Origin of the sequence: Streptomyces sp. NPDC032940 (genome assembly GCF_040636935.1) — a bacterium.
Lineage (GTDB): Bacteria > Actinomycetota > Actinomycetes > Streptomycetales > Streptomycetaceae > Streptomyces.
Window position 1 is genome coordinate 362,030 of sequence record NZ_JBEZVJ010000003.1, and the last position, 20,385, is coordinate 382,414.

At 71.3% G+C, this 20,385-nt stretch carries 20 protein-coding genes; 11 read left to right on the forward strand and 9 right to left on the reverse strand.

Annotated elements, in window-relative coordinates; translation table 11 throughout:
* Window positions 1-2 precede the first annotated feature (2 nt).
* Window positions 3-863: a 16S rRNA (adenine(1518)-N(6)/adenine(1519)-N(6))-dimethyltransferase RsmA gene (gene rsmA / locus AB0E77_RS06630; protein WP_361566452.1), complete on the forward strand. Its 861-nt coding sequence runs from the start codon at window positions 3-5 to the stop codon at window positions 861-863.
* 7 nt (window positions 864-870) lie between these two features.
* Window positions 871-1,764, forward strand: a complete 894-nt coding sequence (locus tag AB0E77_RS06635) for a 4-(cytidine 5'-diphospho)-2-C-methyl-D-erythritol kinase (RefSeq protein ID WP_361566455.1) — start codon at window positions 871-873, stop codon at window positions 1,762-1,764.
* Between the two features lie 4 nt (window positions 1,765-1,768).
* On the opposite strand, the gene AB0E77_RS06640 is transcribed toward AB0E77_RS06635, so the two are convergent.
* Window positions 1,769-2,377, reverse strand: coding sequence for a Uma2 family endonuclease (locus AB0E77_RS06640; RefSeq protein ID WP_361566457.1), 609 nt, complete (start codon window positions 2,375-2,377; stop codon window positions 1,769-1,771).
* Window positions 2,378-2,521: 144 nt separating this feature from the next.
* Here AB0E77_RS06640 and AB0E77_RS06645 point away from each other — a divergent pair, with 144 nt between their 5' ends.
* The 4 genes from AB0E77_RS06645 to AB0E77_RS06660 all read left to right on the forward strand — a co-directional run bounded on the left by AB0E77_RS06645 (window position 2,522) and on the right by AB0E77_RS06660 (window position 9,221).
* The gene (locus tag AB0E77_RS06645) at window positions 2,522-4,336 is read left to right on the forward strand and encodes an ABC-F family ATP-binding cassette domain-containing protein (protein WP_361566460.1); all 1,815 of its coding nucleotides are present in this window, start codon (window positions 2,522-2,524) and stop codon (window positions 4,334-4,336) included.
* A 250-nt stretch (window positions 4,337-4,586) separates the two neighbouring features.
* Complete coding sequence (locus AB0E77_RS06650; protein WP_361566462.1) at window positions 4,587-6,359, forward strand: PQQ-binding-like beta-propeller repeat protein; 1,773 nt, start codon at window positions 4,587-4,589, stop codon at window positions 6,357-6,359.
* Between the two features lie 61 nt (window positions 6,360-6,420).
* The gene (locus tag AB0E77_RS06655) at window positions 6,421-8,325 is read left to right on the forward strand and encodes a PQQ-binding-like beta-propeller repeat protein (RefSeq protein WP_361566465.1); all 1,905 of its coding nucleotides are present in this window, start codon (window positions 6,421-6,423) and stop codon (window positions 8,323-8,325) included.
* Window positions 8,326-8,546: 221 nt separating this feature from the next.
* Entirely contained in the window at window positions 8,547-9,221 is a 675-nt protein-coding gene (locus tag AB0E77_RS06660; RefSeq protein ID WP_361566467.1) for a response regulator transcription factor, read from the forward strand.
* A gap of 541 nt (window positions 9,222-9,762) precedes the next feature.
* Here AB0E77_RS06660 and AB0E77_RS06665 read toward each other — a convergent pair.
* Window positions 9,763-10,071: a hypothetical protein gene (locus AB0E77_RS06665; RefSeq protein WP_361566470.1), complete on the reverse strand. Its 309-nt coding sequence runs from the start codon at window positions 10,069-10,071 to the stop codon at window positions 9,763-9,765.
* 21 nt (window positions 10,072-10,092) lie between these two features.
* The gene (locus tag AB0E77_RS06670; RefSeq protein ID WP_361566473.1) at window positions 10,093-11,772 is read right to left on the reverse strand and encodes a sodium:solute symporter family protein; all 1,680 of its coding nucleotides are present in this window, start codon (window positions 11,770-11,772) and stop codon (window positions 10,093-10,095) included.
* A gap of 178 nt (window positions 11,773-11,950) precedes the next feature.
* On the opposite strand from AB0E77_RS06670, the gene galT reads away from it, so the two are divergent.
* From galT to galK, 3 genes are read left to right on the forward strand one after another with little or no spacing between them, the layout of a single operon-like run.
* Window positions 11,951-13,009, forward strand: coding sequence for a galactose-1-phosphate uridylyltransferase (gene galT / locus AB0E77_RS06675; RefSeq protein WP_361566476.1), 1,059 nt, complete (start codon window positions 11,951-11,953; stop codon window positions 13,007-13,009).
* Entirely contained in the window at window positions 13,009-13,971 is a 963-nt protein-coding gene (gene galE / locus AB0E77_RS06680) for a UDP-glucose 4-epimerase GalE (RefSeq protein ID WP_361566478.1), read from the forward strand. Before galT ends, galE begins: the two co-directional genes overlap by 1 nt.
* Window positions 13,972-14,015: 44 nt before the next feature.
* On the forward strand, window positions 14,016-15,188 hold the full coding sequence (gene galK / locus AB0E77_RS06685) for a galactokinase (RefSeq protein ID WP_361566480.1): 1,173 nt from the start codon (window positions 14,016-14,018) through the stop codon (window positions 15,186-15,188).
* Here the strand turns inward: galK and AB0E77_RS06690 are convergent.
* Entirely contained in the window at window positions 15,172-15,627 is a 456-nt protein-coding gene (locus AB0E77_RS06690) for a GNAT family N-acetyltransferase (protein WP_361566483.1), read from the reverse strand. The two genes, galK and AB0E77_RS06690, sit on opposite strands and share 17 nt — an antisense overlap.
* 297 nt (window positions 15,628-15,924) lie before the next feature.
* Between AB0E77_RS06690 and AB0E77_RS06695 the strand changes: the two genes are divergently transcribed.
* On the forward strand, window positions 15,925-16,692 hold the full coding sequence (locus tag AB0E77_RS06695) for a response regulator transcription factor (RefSeq protein ID WP_361566485.1): 768 nt from the start codon (window positions 15,925-15,927) through the stop codon (window positions 16,690-16,692).
* Here the strand turns inward: AB0E77_RS06695 and tamR are convergent.
* Window positions 16,651-17,148: a MarR family transcriptional regulator TamR gene (tamR, locus tag AB0E77_RS06700; protein WP_361566487.1), complete on the reverse strand. Its 498-nt coding sequence runs from the start codon at window positions 17,146-17,148 to the stop codon at window positions 16,651-16,653. The two genes, AB0E77_RS06695 and tamR, sit on opposite strands and share 42 nt — an antisense overlap.
* Window positions 17,149-17,286: 138 nt before the next feature.
* Here tamR and AB0E77_RS06705 point away from each other — a divergent pair, with 138 nt between their 5' ends.
* Complete coding sequence (locus tag AB0E77_RS06705) at window positions 17,287-18,096, forward strand: trans-aconitate 2-methyltransferase (RefSeq protein ID WP_361566490.1); 810 nt, start codon at window positions 17,287-17,289, stop codon at window positions 18,094-18,096.
* Window position 18,097: 1 nt separating this feature from the next.
* Here the strand turns inward: AB0E77_RS06705 and AB0E77_RS06710 are convergent, their stop codons facing one another.
* From AB0E77_RS06710 to AB0E77_RS06725, 4 genes are read right to left on the reverse strand one after another with little or no spacing between them, the layout of a single operon-like run.
* Complete coding sequence (locus tag AB0E77_RS06710) at window positions 18,098-18,346, reverse strand: type II toxin-antitoxin system RelE/ParE family toxin (protein WP_361566493.1); 249 nt, start codon at window positions 18,344-18,346, stop codon at window positions 18,098-18,100.
* Complete coding sequence (locus AB0E77_RS06715; protein ID WP_361566495.1) at window positions 18,343-18,594, reverse strand: type II toxin-antitoxin system Phd/YefM family antitoxin; 252 nt, start codon at window positions 18,592-18,594, stop codon at window positions 18,343-18,345. The genes AB0E77_RS06710 and AB0E77_RS06715 overlap by 4 nt, the downstream gene beginning before the upstream one ends.
* Window positions 18,595-18,634: 40 nt before the next feature.
* On the reverse strand, window positions 18,635-19,309 hold the full coding sequence (locus AB0E77_RS06720; protein ID WP_361566497.1) for a TetR/AcrR family transcriptional regulator: 675 nt from the start codon (window positions 19,307-19,309) through the stop codon (window positions 18,635-18,637).
* Window positions 19,306-20,316 carry a fatty acid desaturase gene (locus AB0E77_RS06725; RefSeq protein WP_361566500.1) on the reverse strand — a complete coding sequence of 337 codons (1,011 nt, stop codon included), beginning with the start codon at window positions 20,314-20,316 and terminating at the stop codon, window positions 19,306-19,308. The genes AB0E77_RS06720 and AB0E77_RS06725 overlap by 4 nt, the downstream gene beginning before the upstream one ends.
* Window positions 20,317-20,385 lie beyond the last annotated feature (69 nt).

A 20,385-nucleotide genomic window follows, 5' to 3' on the forward strand; every position in this document is an offset into this window, starting at 1 on the left:
GGGTGAGCAGCCCCACCCCCGACGCCCTCCTGGGCCCCGCCGACGTCCGCGAACTCGCGGCGGCGCTCGGCGTGCGCCCCACCAAGCAGCGCGGCCAGAACTTCGTGATCGACGCGAACACGGTCCGCCGTATCGTCCGCACCGCCGGGGTACGCCCCGACGACGTGGTGGTCGAGGTGGGACCGGGTCTCGGCTCGCTCACCCTGGCCCTCCTCGAGGCGGCCGACCGGGTCACCGCCGTCGAGATCGACGACGTCCTCGCCGCCGCCCTGCCCGCCACCGTCGCCGCCCGGATGCCCGAGCGCGCCGACCGTTTCGCGCTCGTCCACTCCGACGCGATGCACGTGACCGAACTGCCGGGCCCCGCGCCGACCGCGCTGGTCGCGAACCTGCCCTACAACGTCGCCGTCCCCGTCCTCCTCCACATGCTCGACACCTTCCCGACCATCGAGCGCACCCTCGTCATGGTCCAGTCGGAGGTCGCCGACCGGCTCGCCGCCGGGCCCGGCTCGAAGGTGTACGGCGTCCCGTCCGTGAAGGCCAACTGGTACGCCGAGGTCAAGCGGGCCGGCGCCATCGGCCGCAACGTCTTCTGGCCCGCGCCGAACGTCGACAGCGGACTGGTGTCACTCGTCCGGCGGACCGAGCCGCTGAAGACCACCGCGTCCAGGCGCGAGGTCTTCGCCGTCGTCGACGCCGCGTTCGCCCAGCGCCGCAAGACCCTGCGGGCCGCCCTGGCCGGCTGGGCCGGGTCGGCCGCCGCCGCCGAGGCCGCCCTCGTCGCCGCGGGCGTGTCGCCGCAGGCGCGCGGAGAGGCCCTGACCGTGGAAGAGTTCGCGCGTATCGCCGAACACAAGGAGTGACGAGCAAGTGAGCGTGACGGTCCGCGTCCCCGCCAAGGTCAACGTCCAGCTCGCGGTCGGCGCCGCCCGCCCCGACGGCTTCCACGACCTGGCCAACGTCTTCCTCGCGGTCTCCCTGTACGACGAGATCACCGCGACCCCGGCCGACGCGCTCCGCGTCACCTGCGAGGGCCCGGACGCCGGTCAGGTCCCGCTGGACCACAGCAACCTGGCGGCCCGCGCGGCCCTCGCGCTCGCCGAGCGGTACGGCCGTGAACCGGCCGTACACCTCCACATCGCCAAGGACATCCCCGTCGCCGGCGGCATGGCGGGCGGCAGCGCCGACGGCGCGGGCGCGCTGCTGGCCTGCGACGCCCTGTGGGGCACCGGCGCCTCGCGCGACGAGCTGCTGGAGATCTGCGCCGAGCTGGGCAGCGACGTGCCGTTCAGCCTGGTCGGCGGGGCGGCGCTGGGCATGGGCCGGGGCGAGCGGCTGACGGAGCTGGAGGTGGGCGGCGACTTCCACTGGGTCTTCGCGCTGGCGGCGCGGGGGCTGTCGACGCCGGCGGTCTTCCGCGAGTTCGACCGGCTGGGGGAGGGCCTGGACATCCCGGAGCCGGTGGCCGACCAGGCGGTGCTCGACGCCCTCGCCAAGGGCGACCCCACCGCACTCGCCGTCGCCCTGTCCAACGACCTCCAGCCGGCCGCGCTCTCCCTCTTCCCCGAACTCTCCGACACCCTCGCGGCGGGACGGGCGGCGGGCGCACTGGCGGCCCTGGTCTCGGGCTCGGGCCCGACGACGGCCTTCCTCGCCACCGACGCCGGGTCGGCCTCCGACATCGCGGGGGTGCTGCGGGCGTCGGGGACGTGCCGGGACGTACGCACCGCGGTGGGGGCTGCGGCGGGGGCGACGGTGGTCTGAGGGGCTACTGCCTACCGAGCGCCGACAGATCGATGCCGATGGCGCACGGCTGGTCCACCTTGAGGACGTCGCGATGCAGACCTGTGTGCACGTACGCCTTGGTCCTCGGTTCCAGCTCATAGACATGGACGACAGGCCCGCCGTTCGCCCCGCCCCGCTCCACGCGCCAGAAGCTCGGAATGCCGGCGGCCGCGTACTTGTACGGCTTCGTCGTGCGGTCGCGGGACTCGGACTCCGGGGACACGACCTCGACGGCGAGGAGGACGTCCTTGGCCCGAAAACTGGTCTGATCCATTCCGGTGACCGCGTCGGCTCGCACCACGCTGATGTCGGGTTCGGGTCCGTTGCGGTCGTCGAGGAGAACGGTCATCTCCCGTTCGACGCTGAACTCCGGGGGCAGCGAGTTGCGCAGCCCATTGCACAGCAGGTCGATCACCAAGTAGTGGAAACGGCGCTGCGGACTCACGAAAACCAGGCTCCCGTCGATCAGCTCGGTGTGCGGCGGGAGATCCGGCAGCGTGAACAGGTCGTCCACGGTGTATCCGTCCTGCGGCGGCACCGGCCAGCGCGGGTGGCGGTGCTCTACGGACTCGGCGGTCATGGTTCCTCCCATGGACGGGATCCTGCTGCCTGCTCCCCACCGTAGCCGGACGCTCCGACACACGTCACCACGAAGAGTGACCACCCCCGCCCGCGTCCCCCCACCCCCCGGAGGGCCTACGCTTGAAGGCTGATCGATCCCCCAGGCAGGAGAGAAATGGCCGTCAATCTGGTCAATGTCGAGAACGTCAGCAAGGTGTACGGCACCCGTGCACTGCTCGACGGCGTGTCCCTCGGCGTCTCCGAAGGGGACCGCATCGGTGTCGTCGGCCGCAACGGTGACGGCAAGACGACCATGATCCGGATGCTCGCCAGGCTGGAGGAGCCCGACACCGGGCGGGTCACCCACTCCGGCGGGCTGCGGCTCGGCGTGCTCACCCAGCACGACTCCCTCGACCCGGAGGCCACCGTCCGCCACGAGGTCATCGGCGACATGGCCGACCACGAGTGGGCGGGCAACGCCAAGGTCCGGGACGTGCTGACCGGCCTGTTCGGCGGGCTCGACCTGCCCGGCTTCCCGCAGGGGCTCGACACCGTCATCGGCCCGCTCTCCGGCGGCGAGCGCCGCCGGATCGCGCTCGCCAAGCTGCTCATCGACGAGCAGGACCTCATCGTCCTCGACGAGCCCACCAACCACCTCGACGTCGAGGGCATCGCCTGGCTCGCCAAGCACCTGCGCGAGCGCCGGTCCGCCCTCGTCTGCGTCACCCACGACCGCTGGTTCCTCGACCAGGTCTGCACCCGCATGTGGGACGTCCAGCGCGGCGACGTCTACGAGTACGAGGGCGGCTACTCCGACTACGTCTTCGCCCGCGCCGAGCGCGAGCGCATCGCCGCCACCGAGGAGACCAAGCGGCAGAACCTGGTCCGCAAGGAGCTGGCCTGGCTGCGGCGCGGCGCACCCGCCCGCACCTCCAAGCCCCGCTTCCGCGTCGAGGCCGCCAACGAGCTGATCGCCGACGTGCCGCCGCCCCGCGACAGCAGCGAGCTGATGAAGTTCGCCTCGTCCCGGCTCGGCAAGACCGTGTTCGACCTGGAGGACGTGACCGTCCAGGCCGGCCCCAAGGTGCTGCTCAAGCACGTCACCTGGCAGCTCGGCCCCGGCGACCGCATCGGCCTGGTCGGCGTCAACGGCGCCGGCAAGACCTCCCTGCTGCGCGCCCTCGCCGAGGCCGCCCGCACCGAGGGCGAGAAGCAGCCGGCGGGCGGGCACGTCCGCGTCGGCAAGACCGTCAAGCTGGCCTACCTCTCCCAGGAGGTCGCCGAGCTGGACCCCGACTGGCGGGTCCTGGAGGCCGTGCAGCGCGTGCGCGAGCGCGTCGACCTCGGCAAGGGCCGCGAGATGACGGCCGGGCAGCTCTGCGAGACCTTCGGCTTCGGCAAGGAGAAGCAGTGGACGCCCGTCGGCGACCTGTCCGGCGGTGAGCGGCGGCGGCTCCAGCTGCTCCGGCTCCTCATGGACGAGCCCAACGTCCTCTTCCTCGACGAGCCCACCAACGACCTCGACATCGAGACCCTGACCCAGCTGGAGGACGTCCTCGACGGCTGGCCCGGATCGATGATCGTCATCTCCCACGACCGGTTCTTCGTCGAGCGCACCACCGACCGCGTCTTCGCCCTCCTCGGCGACGGCGCGCTGCGGATGCTCCCGCGCGGCATCGACGAGTACCTGGAGCGACGGCAGCGCATGGAGGAGGCCGCGGCCGCCAACTCCCCGGCACCGGCGGCGAAGCCGGCCGCGGAGGTGCCCGAGAAGAGCGCCGCCGACGTGCGCGCCGCGAAGAAGGAGCTCCAGAAGATCGAGCGGCAGCTCGACAAGATCTCCGAGAAGGAGACCAAGCTGCACGCCCGGATCGCCGAGAACGCCACGGACTTCGCGAAGGTGGCCGAACTGGACGCCGAGCTGCGCGCCTTGGCGGGCCAGCGCGACGAGCTGGAACTGCGCTGGCTGGAACTGGCCGAGGACGCCTGATCCGGCGGCCGCCCCGTGCGTATGCGGGGCGCGCAGCGCGTGAAGGGGGCGTGAAGGCGCGTAACGGGGGCATCACGGGCCGGTCCTCCCTTGGGAACAGGGGCGGACGCGGCCCGGTGTGCTGTCGGTGCCGGGTGATAGAAAGGGCCGTCTGAAGACTGTCTGAGTGACCGCCCTACGACGTCCCCGAGGCCAGCGCGTACCTCGGGACGTGGCGAAAAATCAGTGAGCAATAAGGGGGAACGCGCTGATGAGCCAGCCGCCCAACCAGCCGCCGCAGCCGGGTGGCTTCGGAGCACCGCAGGATCCGCCGCCGGGCGGTGGGTTCGGCGCACCGCAGACGCCGCCGCCCCCGCAGGGATCGCCCCAGACGCCGCCGCCTCCGCAGGGCCCGCCGCAGCCGGGGTACGGATACCCGCAGCAGCCCGGCCCGTACGCCCAGCCGCCGCAGCCGGGGCCGTACGCCTCCGGCCCGTACGCCCAGCCCCAGCAGCCGGGACCGTACGGCCAGCAGCCGGGCTACGGCTATCCGCAGCCCCAGTTCCCCGGTGGACCCGGCACCCCGCCGCCCGGCGGCTCCGGCTCCCGCAACCCCTTCAAGGGCAAGCCCGCCCTCGTGATCGGCGCCGCGGTCGCGGCCCTGCTCGTGATCGGCGGCACCGTGTGGGCGGTCACCGGCAGCGGGGACGACAAGGACAAGAAGCCGGTCGCCGAGAAGAGCGACGACGCCAAGCCCTCCGCCTCCGGCGGCGCCCCGGTCGACCCGGGTGACGGCAGCGGCGACGGCGGCGAGGACCCCGAGGACCTCAACGAGGGCCGCCAGGACGGGGAGTCCAAGGTCCTCTGGTACAAGGAGGCGCCCGACGCCCCCGGTTCCGGCGCCGACGCCGACGGCATGTGGATCACCGACAAGGCCGCGGTGAAGGCCGCGTACAAGCAGGTCTTCGCCTACAACGTCGGTGACGGCAAGCCCACCTGGGACCCGGTCACCTTCCCGCAGAAGATCTGCGCGGTCACCCCGGAGGCGACCGCCCAGAACACGATCGTCGTCGCCTACATGAGCGGCTCCAGCGACCGCGCCGAGTGCAACCAGCTCCAGCAGATCGACCTCGCCACCGGCAAGCAGGGCTGGAAGGGCGTGGTCGAGGACGGCGAGCTGTTCGACTCGACGCTCTCCCTCGAACTCACCGTCAGCGGCAACACCCTGATGGTCGGCCGCTCCCAGTCCGGCACCGCCTACGACGTCACCAGCGGCAAGAAGCTGTACGACAAGAAGCGGTACGGCGACGCCTGCTTCCCCGCCGGATTCGCGGGCAGCGCGACCAAGCTCGTCCAGGTCGCCTCCTGCGGCGCCGGCGGCGACAACGAGCACGACGAGCTGCAGGGCCTCGACCCGAAGACCGGCAAGGCCCTGTGGACCTACAAGTACGAGAAGGGCTGGCAGGTCGCACGGGCCTACTCCGTCGACCCGCTCGTCATCTACGCCACCAACGAGGACAAGAAGGTCTGGAACATCTCCGGCTTCACCTCCGCCGGCCGGGTCCAGGCACAGGTCGGCGTGGACGAGGACTTCGCTCCCGAGTGCGACTGGGCCATCCTCGAGCGCGACCTCCAGGGCTGCACGGGCGTCGTCGTCGCCGACAACACCCTCTACCTGCCGACCGAGGCGACCACCGGGGCCAACGAGATCGTCGCGATCAACCTGGCCGACGGCAAGGAGAAGTGGCGCACGAAGTCCCCGGCGGACGAGTCGATGCTGCCGGTGAAGGCCGAGGGCGGCGCGCTCGTCGCCTATGTCGAGCCGTCGTACGACGCGGGCGGCCAGGTCGTGTCGATCCCGACGAGCGGTGCCGGCCACACGCCGAGCAAGCTCCTGCAGAACCCGCAGGGCGCCGCGGACGTCGAGGACAGCTTCTACTCGCGGGACATCGACTGGGTCGACGGGCGCTTCTACATCTCCAGCACGCGCCTGACCGGAAACGACGACGCGAAGGAGAAGTTGATGCTCGCCTACGGCAAGTGACCTTCTTCGCCCACGCCGTTCGTCCGGTCCCGTCGTCATCGTTCACCGAGGTACTCACGCCATGACCCAGCCGCCGCCTCCGCCGCCGAACCAGCCCCCGCAGGGAGGGGGGTTCGGGCCGCCGCAGGACCAGCCACAGCAGCCGCCGCAGCCGCCGCCGGCCCAGCCTCCCGCCCAGCCGGCGGGACCGAACCTCGGCAAGGCTCCCGAGCCCGGGTACGGCTACCCGCAGGCTCCGGGAACGCCGCCGCAGGGCCCGGGGACGCCCCCGCCGGCACCGCCGGTGGGCGCACCGCAGCCGGGGTACGGGTACCCGCAGGCCCCGCCGACGCCCCAGCCCGGGTACGGCTACCCCGGTCAGCAGCCCGGCCCGTACGGGCAGCCCCCCACGCCGCCGTACGGTCAGCCGGGGCAGCCCGGTCAGCCGGGGTACGGGTATCCGCAGGCGACCACGCCGATGCCGGCCCAGGCCGGCGGGACGGGCGGCGGACGGAAGATCAACGCGTCGATGGCCATCATCGTGGCCGCCGTCGTCGCGATCGCCCTCATCGTCGGCGGCGGGGTCTGGTACGCGAGCTCCTCCGGCAAGGACGACGACAAGACCACCGCGGGCTCCAGCGGCGGCACCAGCGGCAAGGGCGGCAAGGGCGGCACGGACGAGAAGGGCGGCTCCGGCGGCACCTCGTCCGGCGGCGAGGAGAAGGTGCCGTCGGACCCGTCCGCCAAGGTCCTCTTCCAGGTCCCGGCACCCCCGGTGAGCAAGGACGACAGCACCATCGTGGTCGCCGGTTCCTGGCTCACCGACTCGGTGTACGCCAAGAGCGGCATCGCCCAGATCGTCGGGTACGACCCCGACAAGGGCACCAAGCTGTGGACGATCCCGCTCGCGGGCCCCGTCTGCACCGCCAGCCGGCACCTCACCGAGGACAACAAGGCGGTCGTCGTCCACGAGCCCGCCATGCCGACCAAGGCCGACCCCTCGCACGGCTGCAGCCAGGTCGCGCTGATCGACCTGAACACCGGCAAGACGGTGTGGACGAAGTCCGCCAAGTCCGGTGACCAGCCGATGTCCTTCGACAACGTCACGATCAGCGGCGGCACCGTCGCCGCGGGCGGCACCAGCGGCGGTGTCGCCTGGGACATCGCCGACGGCAAGGTCCTGTGGTCCCCGAAGGCGACCGACTCCTGCTACGACGCGGGCTACGGCGGCGGCGAGAAGCTGGTCGCGGTCCGCAAGTGCGGCTCGTACGACGCGCGGCAGCTGAACATCCAGACGCTCGACCCGAAGACCGGCAAGGTGCTCTCCGAGTACAAGATGGCCAAGGGCATCGAGTACGCGGGCATCGTCTCGACCAACCCCCTGGTCGTGGCCGCCGACGTCGGCGACTCCGCCGGTGACGGCAGCGGCATCTCGGACTTCTTCTCCATCGACAACAAGACCGGTCAGCTGCGCACCCGCATCTCCGCGCCGGGCGAGCAGTACGCCGCCCGCTGCGACACCATCAGCAAGATCGAGCAGTGCTCCGGGCTCGCGGTCGGCAACGACCGGATCTACATCCCGACCGAGGAGCACGAGGGCGGCGGCGAGGGTTACTCCCGGACCAACGAGATCGTCGCGCTCGACCTGGCCACCGGCAAGCAGACCGGTCAGCGCGCCGACGCCGGCGAGGGCTACACGATCACTCCGCTGCGGATGGACGGCGGCAATGTGATCGCCTACAAGAGCCCGCCGTACGACAAGGGCGGCCAGATCGTCAGCATCGACGGGGGCAGCTTCAAGCAGACCAAGCTCCTGGAGAACCCGGCGACCGAGGCGGTACGGGACGTGGAGGGCAGCATGCTGCCGGACTACGCCGAGTACCTCTACTCGCAGGGGCACCTGTACATGTCCGAGGTCTACGCCAGCGAGGTGACCAGCTCGGACGAGAAGGAGTACCTGGCGATCGGGTTCGGCACCAGCGGCTGAGCCGGCGGTCCCTGTTCGTGACGTGGCTGCGGCCCCGTCCCTGTCCGGTGAGTTCCGGCGGGGGCGGGGCCGTATTGCTGGGGATTTCGGTGTTCCGGGGCAGTTCTTGCCGGTAGGGGCAGCGAGACGGGGAACTTGCGTGTAGCTTCCGGGGGCATGAGGGCAGGCCGGGGCCGGGGGGCCGGGCCGGGCCGGGGGCCGGGGGGACTGGGGGTTGGTCTGTGGGAGTGCGGCTCATGGTGGTCGACGACCATCGGTTGCTCGCCGAGGCACTGGCCTCGGCGTTGAAGCTGCGGGGGCACCGGGTGCTGGCCGCGGCGGCGCCGGCGGCGGGGGCGGCGGAGCTGGTGATCAGCCGGGCGCCGGAGGTGTGCCTGCTGGGCACGGCGACGCCGGCCGAGCCGGGGATCTTCGACCCGGTGGTGCGGATCAAACGGGAGCGGCCGCAGGTGGCGGTGCTGGTGCTGGGGCCGGTGCCGAGTCCGCGGGGGATAGCGGCGGCGTTCGCTGCGGGGGCGTCGGGGTACGTGCGGCACGACGAGCGCATCGAGGGGGTCGAGCGGGCGATCATGAAGGCGCGGGCGGGGGAGGCGGCGGTGGCGCCGGCGCTGTTGCAGGGGGCGTTCGGGGAGCTGCTGAATCCGGCGGCGCAGCCGGACGACGAGGGGCAGCGGCTGTTGGCGATGCTCACCCCGCGGGAGGTCGAGGTGCTGGTGCGGGTCGCGGACGGCGAGGACACGCGGCTGATCGCGGCGGGGATGGGGATCGCGCCGTCCACGGCGCGGACGCATGTGCAGCGGGTGCTGATGAAGCTGGGCGTGGGATCGCGGCTGGAGGCGGCCGCGTTGGCGGCGCGGACGGGGTTGCTGGACCGGGCGGGGGCCTCCGGCGGCTGAGCGGAATGCCTGCGGCGGCCTCCGGCGGTTGAGCGGCGGTGCGGGATGCCTGCGGCGGCCTGTGCGGGTTCGGTGGGGGTGCGTGTAGCGCGTTCGGTTGTCTGTGGGTCGGGGTCGCGCCGGGGGGTGTCCGTCCTCGGAACGGCGCGAAATCGGTCACTTTCAACAGACGGGGCGCGGACGCGCCAACCGCTGCGGGCGGACACCCCCCGACACGACCCCTTCGCGCCGTACGCGACTATCCGCCGTCACCGGCTGCGGCCAGCCGCCCGCCGTGCCGCCACGCCGTCCTAGCTGCGGGCAGTCGTGCCGCTGGGGCGGCACGGGTGGGCGCAGCGGCACCCCGTGGTGCCGGGCCGCGTCACCCACCCCCGCCCCGCACCCGCGCCGGGCACCCCGTGGCGCTGGGCCGCGTCGCCCGCCCGCCCAGCAGCCACGCCGGGCACCCGGCAACGCAGGGCCACGCGAACCCACCCCCGCTCAGCCTCAGCGCCGGGCATCTCCCGACGCCGGTGCAGGCACCCGCGTCAGGAGCGGGCCGTCACTTCTTCGCCGGCTCGTCCGCCGGCAGTTCCGGCGGCGCGATCGGCCGCAGCTTCATCCACGCCAGGAAGAACACCCCCAGCACCAGCATCCCCACCCCGGTCCACAGATTGATGTTCACCCCCTGCGCCTTGTCGATGTCGTCGTCGGACGCCACGATCCCCGCGATCGTCACGATGACGCCGTAGATCACGAACAGCCCGCCGATGATCCGCCGGATGTCGAACAGGCGTGCCGCGGTCGCGGACTTGCTCTCCAGTTCGGAGACCTCGTCCTGGACGTTCTTGTCGGAGTAGGAATCAGACATGTTCTTTCAATCCTCTCGCGATCAGAACGAGAACGGGATGTAGCAGACGGCGGCCAGCACGACCGCGCCCCAGCCCAGCAGCGCCGGCTTGCGGTACCACGCGTCGTCGCCCTCGGCGGGCGGCTCCGCCATGCCGGGGGAGCGGGTGCCGTAGACCAGGCCCTGGAGTTCGCCGGCCGGCTTGGGCGCGGTGAACAGGGAGACCGCCACCATGACCACCGCACCGGCCACGAAGCCCGCGATCGCCGAGACGAAGTTGGCGCCCTGGTCGGAGGGGATCTCGATGATGCCCTGCTTGTAGATGACGAAGTAGTTCACCATCGCCGCCGTGGTGCCCGCGATCAGGCCCCAGAAGCCGGACTTCATCGACGCCCGCTTCCAGAACATGCCGATGATGAAGACCACGAACATCGGCACGTTGAAGAAGGAGAAGAGCGTCTGGAGGTAGCTCATGATGTTCGAGAACGACGAGGCCAGGAAGGCCGTGCCGATCGAGGCCAGGACGCCGATGACCGTGATCAGGCGGCCGAAGCGGACGTAGTAGGCGTCGTCGCGGTCCTTCACGACGTACTTCGCCCAGATGTCGGTGGTGAAGACCGTGTTGAAGGACGAGACGTTCGCCGCCATGCCCGCCATGAAGGCCGCCAGGAGGCCGGTCACGGCGATGCCGAGGACACCGTTGGGCAGCAGCTGCTGCATCAGGTACGGGATCGCGTCGTTGTACTGGAGGTCCGAACCGGGCATGCCGATCTTCGGGACGAGGACCGCGGCGACCAGGCCCGGGATCATGACGAGGAAGACGATGAAGATCTTCGGGAAGGCGGCGATCAGCGGGGTGCGCTGCGCGGCCGAGAGGTTCTTCGCGGACAGGGCGCGCTGCACCTCGGCGAAGTTCGTCGTCCAGTAGCCGAAGGAGAGCACGAAGCCCAGGCCGAGGACGATGGTCAGCCAGTTGGCGCCGAGCGGGTTGTCGCTGCCGATGCCCGTGCCGCCCCACGAGGTCATGAAGTCCGCGCCGTGGGTCTTCGTGAGGGAGTCGGACAGGCCGTCCCAGCCGCCGACCTTCTTCAGGCCCAGGATGGTGATCGGGATGAGCGCCGCCAGGATCACGAAGAACTGGAGGACCTCGTTGTAGATCGCCGAGGAGAGACCGCCGAGGGTGATGTACGCGAGGACGAAGAAGCCGGCGACCACGATGGCCACCCACTCGGGCCAGCCGAGGAGCGCCTCCACGACGATCGCGAGGGCGTAGAGGTTCACACCGGCGATCAGGATGGCCGCAAAGGCGAACAGGATCGAACTGAGCAGGTGTGCCGCCTTGTCGAAGCGGAGGAGGAGGAACTCCGGGACCGAGCGGACCTTCGAGCCGTAGTAGAACGGCATCATCACCAGGCCGAGGAAGACCATCGCCGGGATGGCGCCGATCCAGTACCAGTGCGTCGTGTAGACGCCGTACTGCGCGCTGTTGGCGGCCATGCCCAGGATCTCGGTGGCGCCGAGGTTGGCCGAGATGAAGGCGAGGCCGGTGATCCACGCGGCCAGGGAGCGGCCGGACAGGAAGAAGTCCAGGCTGGTCCTGACCGAGCGGCGGGCGGCGAAGCCGATGCCCAGCACGACGACGAAGTAGATCCCGAGGATCGTGTAGTCGAGCCAGTTGGTGGGGAGTCGAAGCTCCGCGGCTAGATATGTGGGGGTATGCATACGAACTCGCTTCGTTGCGCGAACTGATCCGCAGCGGAACCTACGCCTCCGCGTTCAGTAATTGAACACTTCTGGTGATGTTCTTTGTTGGATTGTGATGATCGGGGTGCTGGTGGGTTGTGACGTGTTATGTTTGATTGTGTTGAGTGATTGGGTGTGGGTGTAGAGGAGTGCGACTGTGAAGAAGACCTCGACCCGGCTGGCCGACGGTCGCGAGCTCATCTACTACGACCTGCGCGACGACCGGACGCGGGACGCCGTCGACCGGCGTCCGCTGGAACCGACCGTCACCACGTCCGAGGTCCGCCGCGACCCGCTGCTCGGTGACTCGGTCGCCGTCGCCTCCCACCGGCAGGGCCGCACCTATCACCCGCCCGCCGACGAGTGCCCCCTGTGCCCCTCCGCGGGTGAGCGGCTGAGCGAGATCCCCGACTCGTCGTACGACGTGGTGGTCTTCGAGAACCGTTTCCCCTCCCTGGCCGGCGACTCCGGCCGCTGCGAGGTCGTCTGCTTCACCTCCGACCACAGCGCCTCGTTCGCCGATCTGAGCGAGGGACAGGCCCGGCTCGTCCTCGACGCCTGGACGGACCGCACATCGGAGCTGTCGCATCTGCCCTCCGTCGAACAGGTCTTCTGCTTCGAGAACCGCGGCGCCGAGATCGGTGTGACGCTCGGTCACCCGCACGGGCAGATCTACGCCTACCCGTTCACCACCCCCCGCACCGCCCTGATGCTCCGTTCGCTCGCCGCCCACAAGGAGGCGACCGGCGGGGAGAACCTCTTCGACACCATGGTGGCGGAGGAACTGGCGGGTGAGAGGGTCGTCCTGGAGGGGGAGCACTGGGTCGCCTTCGTGCCGTACGCGGCGCACTGGCCGTACGAGGTGCACCTCTACCCCAAGCGGCGCGTGCCCGACCTGCTCGGTCTCGACGAGGCGGCGCGCACAGAGTTTCCCCAGGTCTATCTGGAACTGTTGAGGCGCTTCGACCGGATCTTCGGTGAGGGCGAGCCTCCGACCCCGTACATCGCGGCCTGGCACCAGGCCCCGTTCGGCCGGCTGGAGGACTTCGACGGTGTGACGCGTGACGACTTCGCGCTGCACCTGGAGCTTTTCACTATTCGCCGTACGTCCGGCAAGCTGAAGTTCCTCGCGGGCTCCGAGTCCGGCATGAACGTGTTCATCAACGACGTGCCGCCGGAGCGCGCGGCCGAGCGACTGCGAGAGGTAGCGAGTTGATGAGCGGGAAGTACCTGGTGACGGGCGGGGCCGGTTACGTCGGCAGTGTCGTCGCCCAGCATCTGCTGGAGGCGGGGCACGAGGTCGTCGTCCTCGACAACCTGTCTACGGGCTTCCGGGAGGGCGTGCCCGCGGGCGCCGTGTTCGTCGAGGGCGACATCCGGGACGCCGCCAAGTGGCTGGACTCCTCGTACGACGGTGTGCTGCACTTCGCCGCCTTCTCGCAGGTCGGCGAGTCCGTCGTGAAGCCCGAGAAGTACTGGGACAACAACGTCGGCGGGACCATGGCCCTGCTGGAGGCCATGCGGGGCGCGGGCGTGCGCCGGCTCGTCTTCTCCTCCACGGCCGCCACCTACGGCGAGCCCGACGAGGTGCCGATCGTCGAGACCGCGCCGACGAAGCCCACCAACCCGTACGGCGCCTCCAAGCTCGCCGTCGACCACATGATCACCGGCGAGGCGGCGGCCCACGGGCTGGGCGCGGTCTCGCTGCGCTACTTCAACGTCGCCGGCGCGTACGGCGCCTACGGCGAGCGGCACGACCCCGAGTCGCACCTGATCCCGCTGGTCCTCCAGGTCGCCCAGGGCAGGCGCGACGCGATCTCCGTCTTCGGCGACGACTACCCGACGCCGGACGGCACCTGCGTGCGCGACTACATCCACGTCGCCGACCTGGCCGAGGCACACCTGCTCGCCCTGGCCGCGGCCGCCCCCGGCGAGCACCTCATCTGCAACCTGGGCAACGGCAACGGCTTCTCGGTCCGGGAGGTCGTCGAGACCGTCCGCCGGGTCACCGGCCACCCGATCCCCGAGGTCGTGGCCCCCCGCCGGGGCGGCGACCCGGCCACCCTGGTGGCCTCGGCCGCCACCGCCCGCGAAAAGCTGGGCTGGAACCCGTCCCGCGCGGACCTCGCGGGAATCGTCGCCGACGCGTGGGAGTTCGCGCAGCGGCACGCGAAGTAGACCTGAGGTACGTGGACGAGCACGGAAGAGCGAGGGGTCAGGGCATGAGCGAGGCTGTCGCGCGGACGGTCGGGGAGCGGTTCCGCGAGCTGTACGGCGCGGAGGCGCAGGGGGTGTGGGCGGCGCCGGGCCGGGTCAACCTCATCGGCGAGCACACCGACTACAACGACGGCTTCGTCATGCCGTTCGCCCTGCCCCACACCGCGGTCGCCGCGGTCTCCCGGCGCGACGACGGCGTCCTGCGCCTGCACTCGGCGGACATCGACGCCGGCCCCGTCGAGCTGCGCGTCGCCGACCTGACCCCGGGGGCGGACCGGTCCTGGACCGCGTACCCCTCGGGCGTCGTCTGGGCGCTGCGCGAGGCCGGGCACGAGATCACCGGCGCCGACGTCCACCTGGCCTCGACGGTCCCCTCGGGCGCGGGCCTGTCCTCGTCGGCGGCCCTGGAGGTCGTCGTCGCCCTGGCCCTGAACGACCTGTACGCCCTCGGCCTGCGCGGCTGGCAGCTGGCCCGGCTGTGCCAGCGCGCCGAGAACGTCTACGTCGGCGCGCCGGTCGGCATCATGGACCAGACGGCGTCCGCCTGCTGCGAGGCCGGCCACGCCCTGTTCCTGGACACCCGCGACCTCTCCCAGCGCCAGATCCCCTTCGACCTGGCCGCCGAGGGCATGCGCCTGCTCGTCGTGGACACGCAGGTCAAGCACTCCCACAGCGAGGGCGAGTACGGCAAGCGCCGGGCCGGCTGCGAGAAGGGCGCCGCCCTGCTGGGCGTCGACGCCCTGCGGGACGTGCCGTACGCGGATCTGGACGCGGCGCTCGAGCGGCTGGGCGACGAGGAGGAGGTGCGCCGCCTGGTCCGGCACGTGGTGACGGAGGACGAGCGGGTCGAGCGGGTGGTCTCGCTGCTGGAGTCCGGCGACACCCGCGCCATCGGCCCGGTCCTCGTCGAGGGCCACGTCTCCCTGCGCGACGACTTCCGCATCTCCTGCCCGGAGCTGGACCTGGTCGTCGACACCGCGCTGGAGGCCGGTGCCCTGGGCGCGCGGATGACCGGCGGCGGCTTCGGCGGCTCGGCGATCGTGCTGGTGGAGACGGCGGCCGTGGAGGGCGTCACCAAGGCGGTCGAGGAGGCCTTCGCCATGGCCGGATTCACCGCCCCCCGGGTCTTCGAGGCGGTGCCCTCGGCGGGCGCGCGGCGCCTCAGCCCAGCCGTTTGACCAGCGTGTACTCCGTGATCCCCGGCGGGTAGTCGGGGATCACGCACACCACCTCGTAGCCCCGGCCTCGGTAGAAGTCCGGGGCCTGGAAGTCCCAGGTCTCCACGCGGGCCGCCGCGCAGCCCCGTTCGTCGCGGGCCGTCCGTTCCGCCTCGGCCAGCAGCGCGGCGCCCAGTCCCGCGCCCCGGCACCGGTCGTCCACCCACAGATAGGTCACGTGCAGCCAGGTCGCCCAGGTGTGGCCGACCAGCCCGCCCGCGAGGGCGCCCCCGTCGTCCAGGACCCAGACGTGCAGCGGGAATTCGCGTTCGTGAGGGGTGCCGCGCAGGGAACGCAGGATCGGGGAGGCGGCCGTGTTCGTCTCCCGCAGGCGGGTGCGCAGCAGATCGCGCCGTGCTTTGTCGACTTCTGTCACAAGACGGAACATGCGGCTCACCATAAACGCGCCCGGCTGTCAGTTCTGCAAATAGCCTTCCGCTCCCCGCGCCCGCCCGTACTCTGATGCACAGCACCGGTGGGGGCCGGTGCCGATCAGGGGGCGAGACAGCCGGGTACGGGGCCCGGGACGGGGGTACCGGTCAGGGCACGGCGGCGGCCGTGCGGCTGCGGTGACCCGTCCCCGGTACCGAACGCGAGGACGGGACGGGGGTTTTGGGCTCCGTGCCCGCGCCGGTGTCGTCCTCCGTCCTGTGGCGACGTATCCCCTGCTCCGCGGGAGCCTGGGGAAGGGGGTTCCGTGGTTCGCATCCGAGTCCTGGTCGTCGACGACCACCGCATCTTCGCCGAGTCGCTCGCGGCCGCCCTGGCCGCCGAGCCCGACGTCGACGTCTCGGCGGCCGGCAGCGGTCCGGCGGCGCTGCGCTGCCTGGAGCGGGCGGCGGCCGAGGGGCGGCGCTTCGACGTGCTGCTCGTCGACGCCGACCTGGGCGGCCATGTGCCCGGCGCCCGGCCGGCCGTGTCCGTGCGCGACGGCAACGAGGAAGGGCTGGTGGACGGGATCTCGCTGGTCAGCGGGGTGCGGTCGGCGCAGCCCGGGGTGCGGATCGTCGTCCTCGCCGAGAAGGACGACCCCCGGCGGGCAGCCCTGGCGCTGGGCGCCGGGGCCTGCGGGTGGGTCGCCAAGGACTGTTCCCTGTCGCGGCTGCTCAGCGTCATCCGGGGGGTGCTGCGCGACGAGACGCATCTGCCGCCCGCGCTGCTCACCGGCGTCCTGCGCGAGCTGACCGCCGCCCGCAGGGACCGTACGGAGAGCGAACGGCTGGTGGAGTCGCTGACCCCGCGGGAGCGGGAGGTGCTGCGCTGCATGGTGGCGGGCCTGGGCCGCAAGGCCGTCGCCGAGCGGCTGTATCTGTCCCCGCACACGGTGCGGACCCATATGCAGAACGTGCTGGGCAAGCTGGGCGTCCACTCCACCCTCGCCGCGGTCGCACTGGCGCGGCGGGCGGGCGTGGGTCCGGCCGACCTAGCCCGGGATGTTGTCGAACGGGGCGGTCAGCTGGCGTAGCAGCGCGGCCAGCTCGCTGCGCTGGGCGCGGGACAGCTCGGCCAGGATCGCGCGCTCCTGGTCCAGGAGGCCGGCGAGGGCCTGGTCGGCCCGGTCCCGGCCCTCGTCCGTGAGCCGGACCAGCACGCCGCGCCGGTCGCTGGGGTCGGGCAGGCGCTCCACCAGGCCCTTCTTGGCGAGGCGGTCGATGCGGTTGGTCATCGTGCCGGAGGTGACCAGGGTCTGCGTGAGCAACTGGCCCGGCGAGAGCTGGTAGGGGGTGCCCGCGCGGCGCAGCGCCGTCAGCACGTCGAACTCCCACGGCTCCAGATGGTGTTCGGAGAAGGCCAGCCGACGTGCGCGGTCCAGGTGCCGCGCGAGCCTGCTCACCCGGCTCAGCACCTCGAGCGGTTCCACGTCGAGGTCCGGGCGCTCCCGGCGCCACGCTGCGACCAGCCGATCGACCTCGTCCTCCATGACGATCAGTGTAGTGGTTGTGTCGATGTGAAGTCTCTTGATGTCGACTGTCTTGACGTCGAGATAGAGGCGGGTGACGCTGGGTACCAGGCCCGTACGGCCGCTCACGGATGCTCACGGCTGCTCTCTGGAGGCACCATGTCCGCGCCCACCTGGGACCCCGCCCAGTACCTGCGCCACGCCGGCCACCGCGCCCGCCCCTTCGCCGACCTCCTGGCCCGGATCCCCGGCCTCCCCACCGAGCCGGCCCGCATCGCCGACCTCGGCTGCGGGCCGGGCAACGTCACCAGCCTTCTCGCGGACCGCTGGCCGACCGCCCGCATCACCGGCTACGACAACTCCGCCGAGATGCTCGCGCGGGCCGAGGAGCACGCCGGTCCCACCCTGGGCGGCGGCCGCCTCGACTTCGCCCCGGCCGACGCCCGCACCTGGACCCCGGCCGAGCCGCACGACCTGATCGTCAGCAACGCCACGCTCCAGTGGGTCCCAGGTCACGCGGAACGCCTCGCCGACTGGATCGCCGCCCTGAAGCCCGGCGGCACCCTCGCCTTCCAGGTCCCCGGCAACTTCGACGCCCCCAGCCACCGCCTGATGCGCGACCTCGCCGATTCCCCGCGCCGGCGCGACCGCCTCGCCGGCGTCCTGCGCCACGGCGACGCCGTCCTCGCCCCGGAGGCGTACCTGGAGCGGCTGACCGGCCTCGGCTGCGCCGCGGACGTCTGGGAGACCACGTACCTGCACCTGCTGACCGGCGACGACCCCGTTCTCGACTGGGTCAAGGGCACGGGCCTGCGCCCCGTCCTCACCGCCCTCGCCGACGACCCGGAGGCCCGGGACGCGTTCATCGAGGAGTACCGCATCGCCCTCCGCGAGGCCTACCCCCCGGGCCCCCACGGCACCCCGTTCCCGTTCCGCCGCATCTTCGCCGTGGCCCAGAAGGACGGGTGACTCAGGGGGTGCGGCCCAGTTGGGTCACAAGGACGCGGACCACGTCGTCATCGATGACGTAGAGCACGCGGTAGTCCCCGACGCGCAGGCGGCGAACATCCGGCCCGTAGGGCGCGGAGTTGGCTGGACGTGGCACCTCGGCCAAGCCGTCGACGGCTTCGTAGACGGCTGCGAGACCGACAGGGTCGTCGCTGAGGAACCGCACGGCCGCGTTGGTGTCGGCCGGTTCCCAGATGATGCGGTAGGTCACGGGCGCAGCCCCAGCATGCGGCCGACCTCGTCGTGAGGGACGCCCTCGCCGAGGGAGCCCTCCGCCTTGCGCCGGTGATGGTCGGCCACCGCCCGGGCGTCCTCAAGGTCCTCTATGACATGCGGCGACACGAGCAGGGCGGCGACGTGTCCGTGATCGGTGAGAGCGATGGTCTCCCGGCTGTGGGCTGCGCGGCGGACCAGGTCGCCGAGCTGGGCACGGGCTGCGCTGATCGTGATCTCAGCCATGCATACATGGTGCACAACATTGATCTTGTGCACCTTAAGTTCAGCTCTTCCGGTGGCCGATCAGCCGCGGCTTCGGCTCCAGGCCGTCCAGGCCGTGCCAGGCCAGGTTGACCAGGTGCGCGGCCACCTCCGCCTTCTTCGGGCGGCGCACGTCCAGCCACCACTGACCCGTCAGGGCCACCATGCCGACCAGGGCCTGCGCGTACAGCGGGGCCAGCTTGGGCTCGAAGCCGCGGTTCTTGAACTCGCGGCCCAGGATGTCCTCCACCTGGGTGGCGATGTCGGAGATGAGGGAGGCGAAGGAGCCCGTCGACTGCGGGATGGGGGAGTCACGGACCAGGATGCGGAAGCCGTCCGTGTACTCCTCGATGTAGTCGAGGAGGGCGAACGCCGCCTGTTCGCACAGCTCGCGGGGGTGGCCTGCCGTCAGGGAGCTGGTCACCATGTCCAGCAGACGGCGCATCTCACGGTCCACCACCACCGCGTACAGGCCCTCCTTGCCGCCGAAGTGCTCGTACACCACCGGCTTGGACACCCCGGCCTTCGCCGCGATCTCCTCCACCGACGTGCCCTCGAAGCCCTTCTCGGCGAAGAGGGTGCGACCGATCTCCAGCAGTTGCTGGCGACGCTCGGCACCGGTCATCCGGGTACGGCGCGCACGCCGTGGCTTGTCATTGCTGGGAGTGCTGGAGTCGGTCGCCACGGCGACCATCATGCCGCCTCGACGGTTTCCTTCCGGCGGCGGGAGCCGCCTTGGTCCGTGTTGCGGCGCGAATCGATACGCGAGCGTGACGGCCACCGCACGTCGTACGCCCAGCCGAACGCCTCGAACCAGCGGATGAGACGGGCGCTGGAGTCGATCTGCCCCCGCATCACGCCGTGCCGTGCCGACGTCGGATCCGCGTGGTGCAGGTTGTGCCAGGACTCACCGCAGGACAGGACCGCCAGCCACCACACGTTGCCCGAACGGTCCCGCGACTTGAACGGGCGCTTGCCCACCGCGTGGCAGATCGAGTTGATCGACCACGTCACGTGATGCAGCAGCGCCACCCGGACGAGTGACCCCCAGAAGAACCCGGTGAACGCACCCCACCAGGACATCGTGACCAGCCCGCCGATCAGCGCCGGCAGGGCCAGCGACACCGCCGTCCACAGCACGAACTGGCGGGAGATCGCCCGCAGCGCCGGGTCCTTGACCAGATCCGGCGCGTACTTCTCCTGCGGCGTCTGCTCCTCGTCGAACATCCAGGCGATGTGCGCCCACCACAGGCCCTTGATCAGCGCCGGGACCGTCTCGCCGTACCGCCACGGCGAATGCGGGTCGCCCTCGGCGTCGGAGAACCGGTGGTGCTTGCGGTGGTCGGCGACCCAGCGGACCAGCGGCCCCTCGACCGCCATCGAGCCCGCGATCGCCAACGCGATCTTCAGCGGCCGCTTCGCCTTGAACGAACCATGGGTGAAGTGACGGTGGAAACCGATCGTGATGCCGTGGCAGCCCAGGAAGTAGAAGAAGACCAGCAGGCCCAGGTCCAGCCAGCTCACCCCCCACCCCCACGCCAGCGGCACCGCCGCCACCAGCGCGAGAAAGGGAACGGTGATGAACAGCAGGAGGGTGATCTGCTCGATCGAACGCTTCTGCTCGCCGCCCAGCGTGGCGGAGCCCGCCGACTCGTCGTCGGGGGCCTTCGGAGCGTCTGGGATCACATCGGAACTCGTGGTCATGCGCGTCCCCTGTGGGGTCGAGGATTGTGGCCGGTGCCGGGCTGCGGAAACACGCCGCGGAAACCACGC

Bases quoted from the DNA above. Each gene is read 5' to 3' on its own strand.
- AB0E77_RS06645 (WP_361566460.1), top strand. From the start codon at position 2,522: ATGGCCGTCAATCTGGTCAATGTCGAGAACGTCAGCAAGGTGTACGGC.
- AB0E77_RS06690 (WP_361566483.1), bottom strand. From the start codon at position 15,627: ATGGTGAGCCGCATGTTCCGTCTTGTGACAGAAGTCGACAAAGCACGG.
- AB0E77_RS06725 (WP_361566500.1), bottom strand. From the start codon at position 20,316: ATGACCACGAGTTCCGATGTGATCCCAGACGCTCCGAAGGCCCCCGAC.
- galE (WP_361566478.1), top strand. From the start codon at position 13,009: ATGAGCGGGAAGTACCTGGTGACGGGCGGGGCCGGTTACGTCGGCAGT.
- AB0E77_RS06665 (WP_361566470.1), bottom strand. From the start codon at position 10,071: ATGTCTGATTCCTACTCCGACAAGAACGTCCAGGACGAGGTCTCCGAA.
- AB0E77_RS06705 (WP_361566490.1), top strand. From the start codon at position 17,287: ATGTCCGCGCCCACCTGGGACCCCGCCCAGTACCTGCGCCACGCCGGC.
- AB0E77_RS06655 (WP_361566465.1), top strand. From the start codon at position 6,421: ATGACCCAGCCGCCGCCTCCGCCGCCGAACCAGCCCCCGCAGGGAGGG.
- AB0E77_RS06715 (WP_361566495.1), bottom strand. From the start codon at position 18,594: ATGGCTGAGATCACGATCAGCGCAGCCCGTGCCCAGCTCGGCGACCTG.
- tamR (WP_361566487.1), bottom strand. From the start codon at position 17,148: ATGGAGGACGAGGTCGATCGGCTGGTCGCAGCGTGGCGCCGGGAGCGC.
- AB0E77_RS06640 (WP_361566457.1), bottom strand. From the start codon at position 2,377: ATGGGAGGAACCATGACCGCCGAGTCCGTAGAGCACCGCCACCCGCGC.
- AB0E77_RS06650 (WP_361566462.1), top strand. From the start codon at position 4,587: ATGAGCCAGCCGCCCAACCAGCCGCCGCAGCCGGGTGGCTTCGGAGCA.
- AB0E77_RS06670 (WP_361566473.1), bottom strand. From the start codon at position 11,772: ATGCATACCCCCACATATCTAGCCGCGGAGCTTCGACTCCCCACCAAC.
- AB0E77_RS06720 (WP_361566497.1), bottom strand. From the start codon at position 19,309: ATGATGGTCGCCGTGGCGACCGACTCCAGCACTCCCAGCAATGACAAG.
- galK (WP_361566480.1), top strand. From the start codon at position 14,016: ATGAGCGAGGCTGTCGCGCGGACGGTCGGGGAGCGGTTCCGCGAGCTG.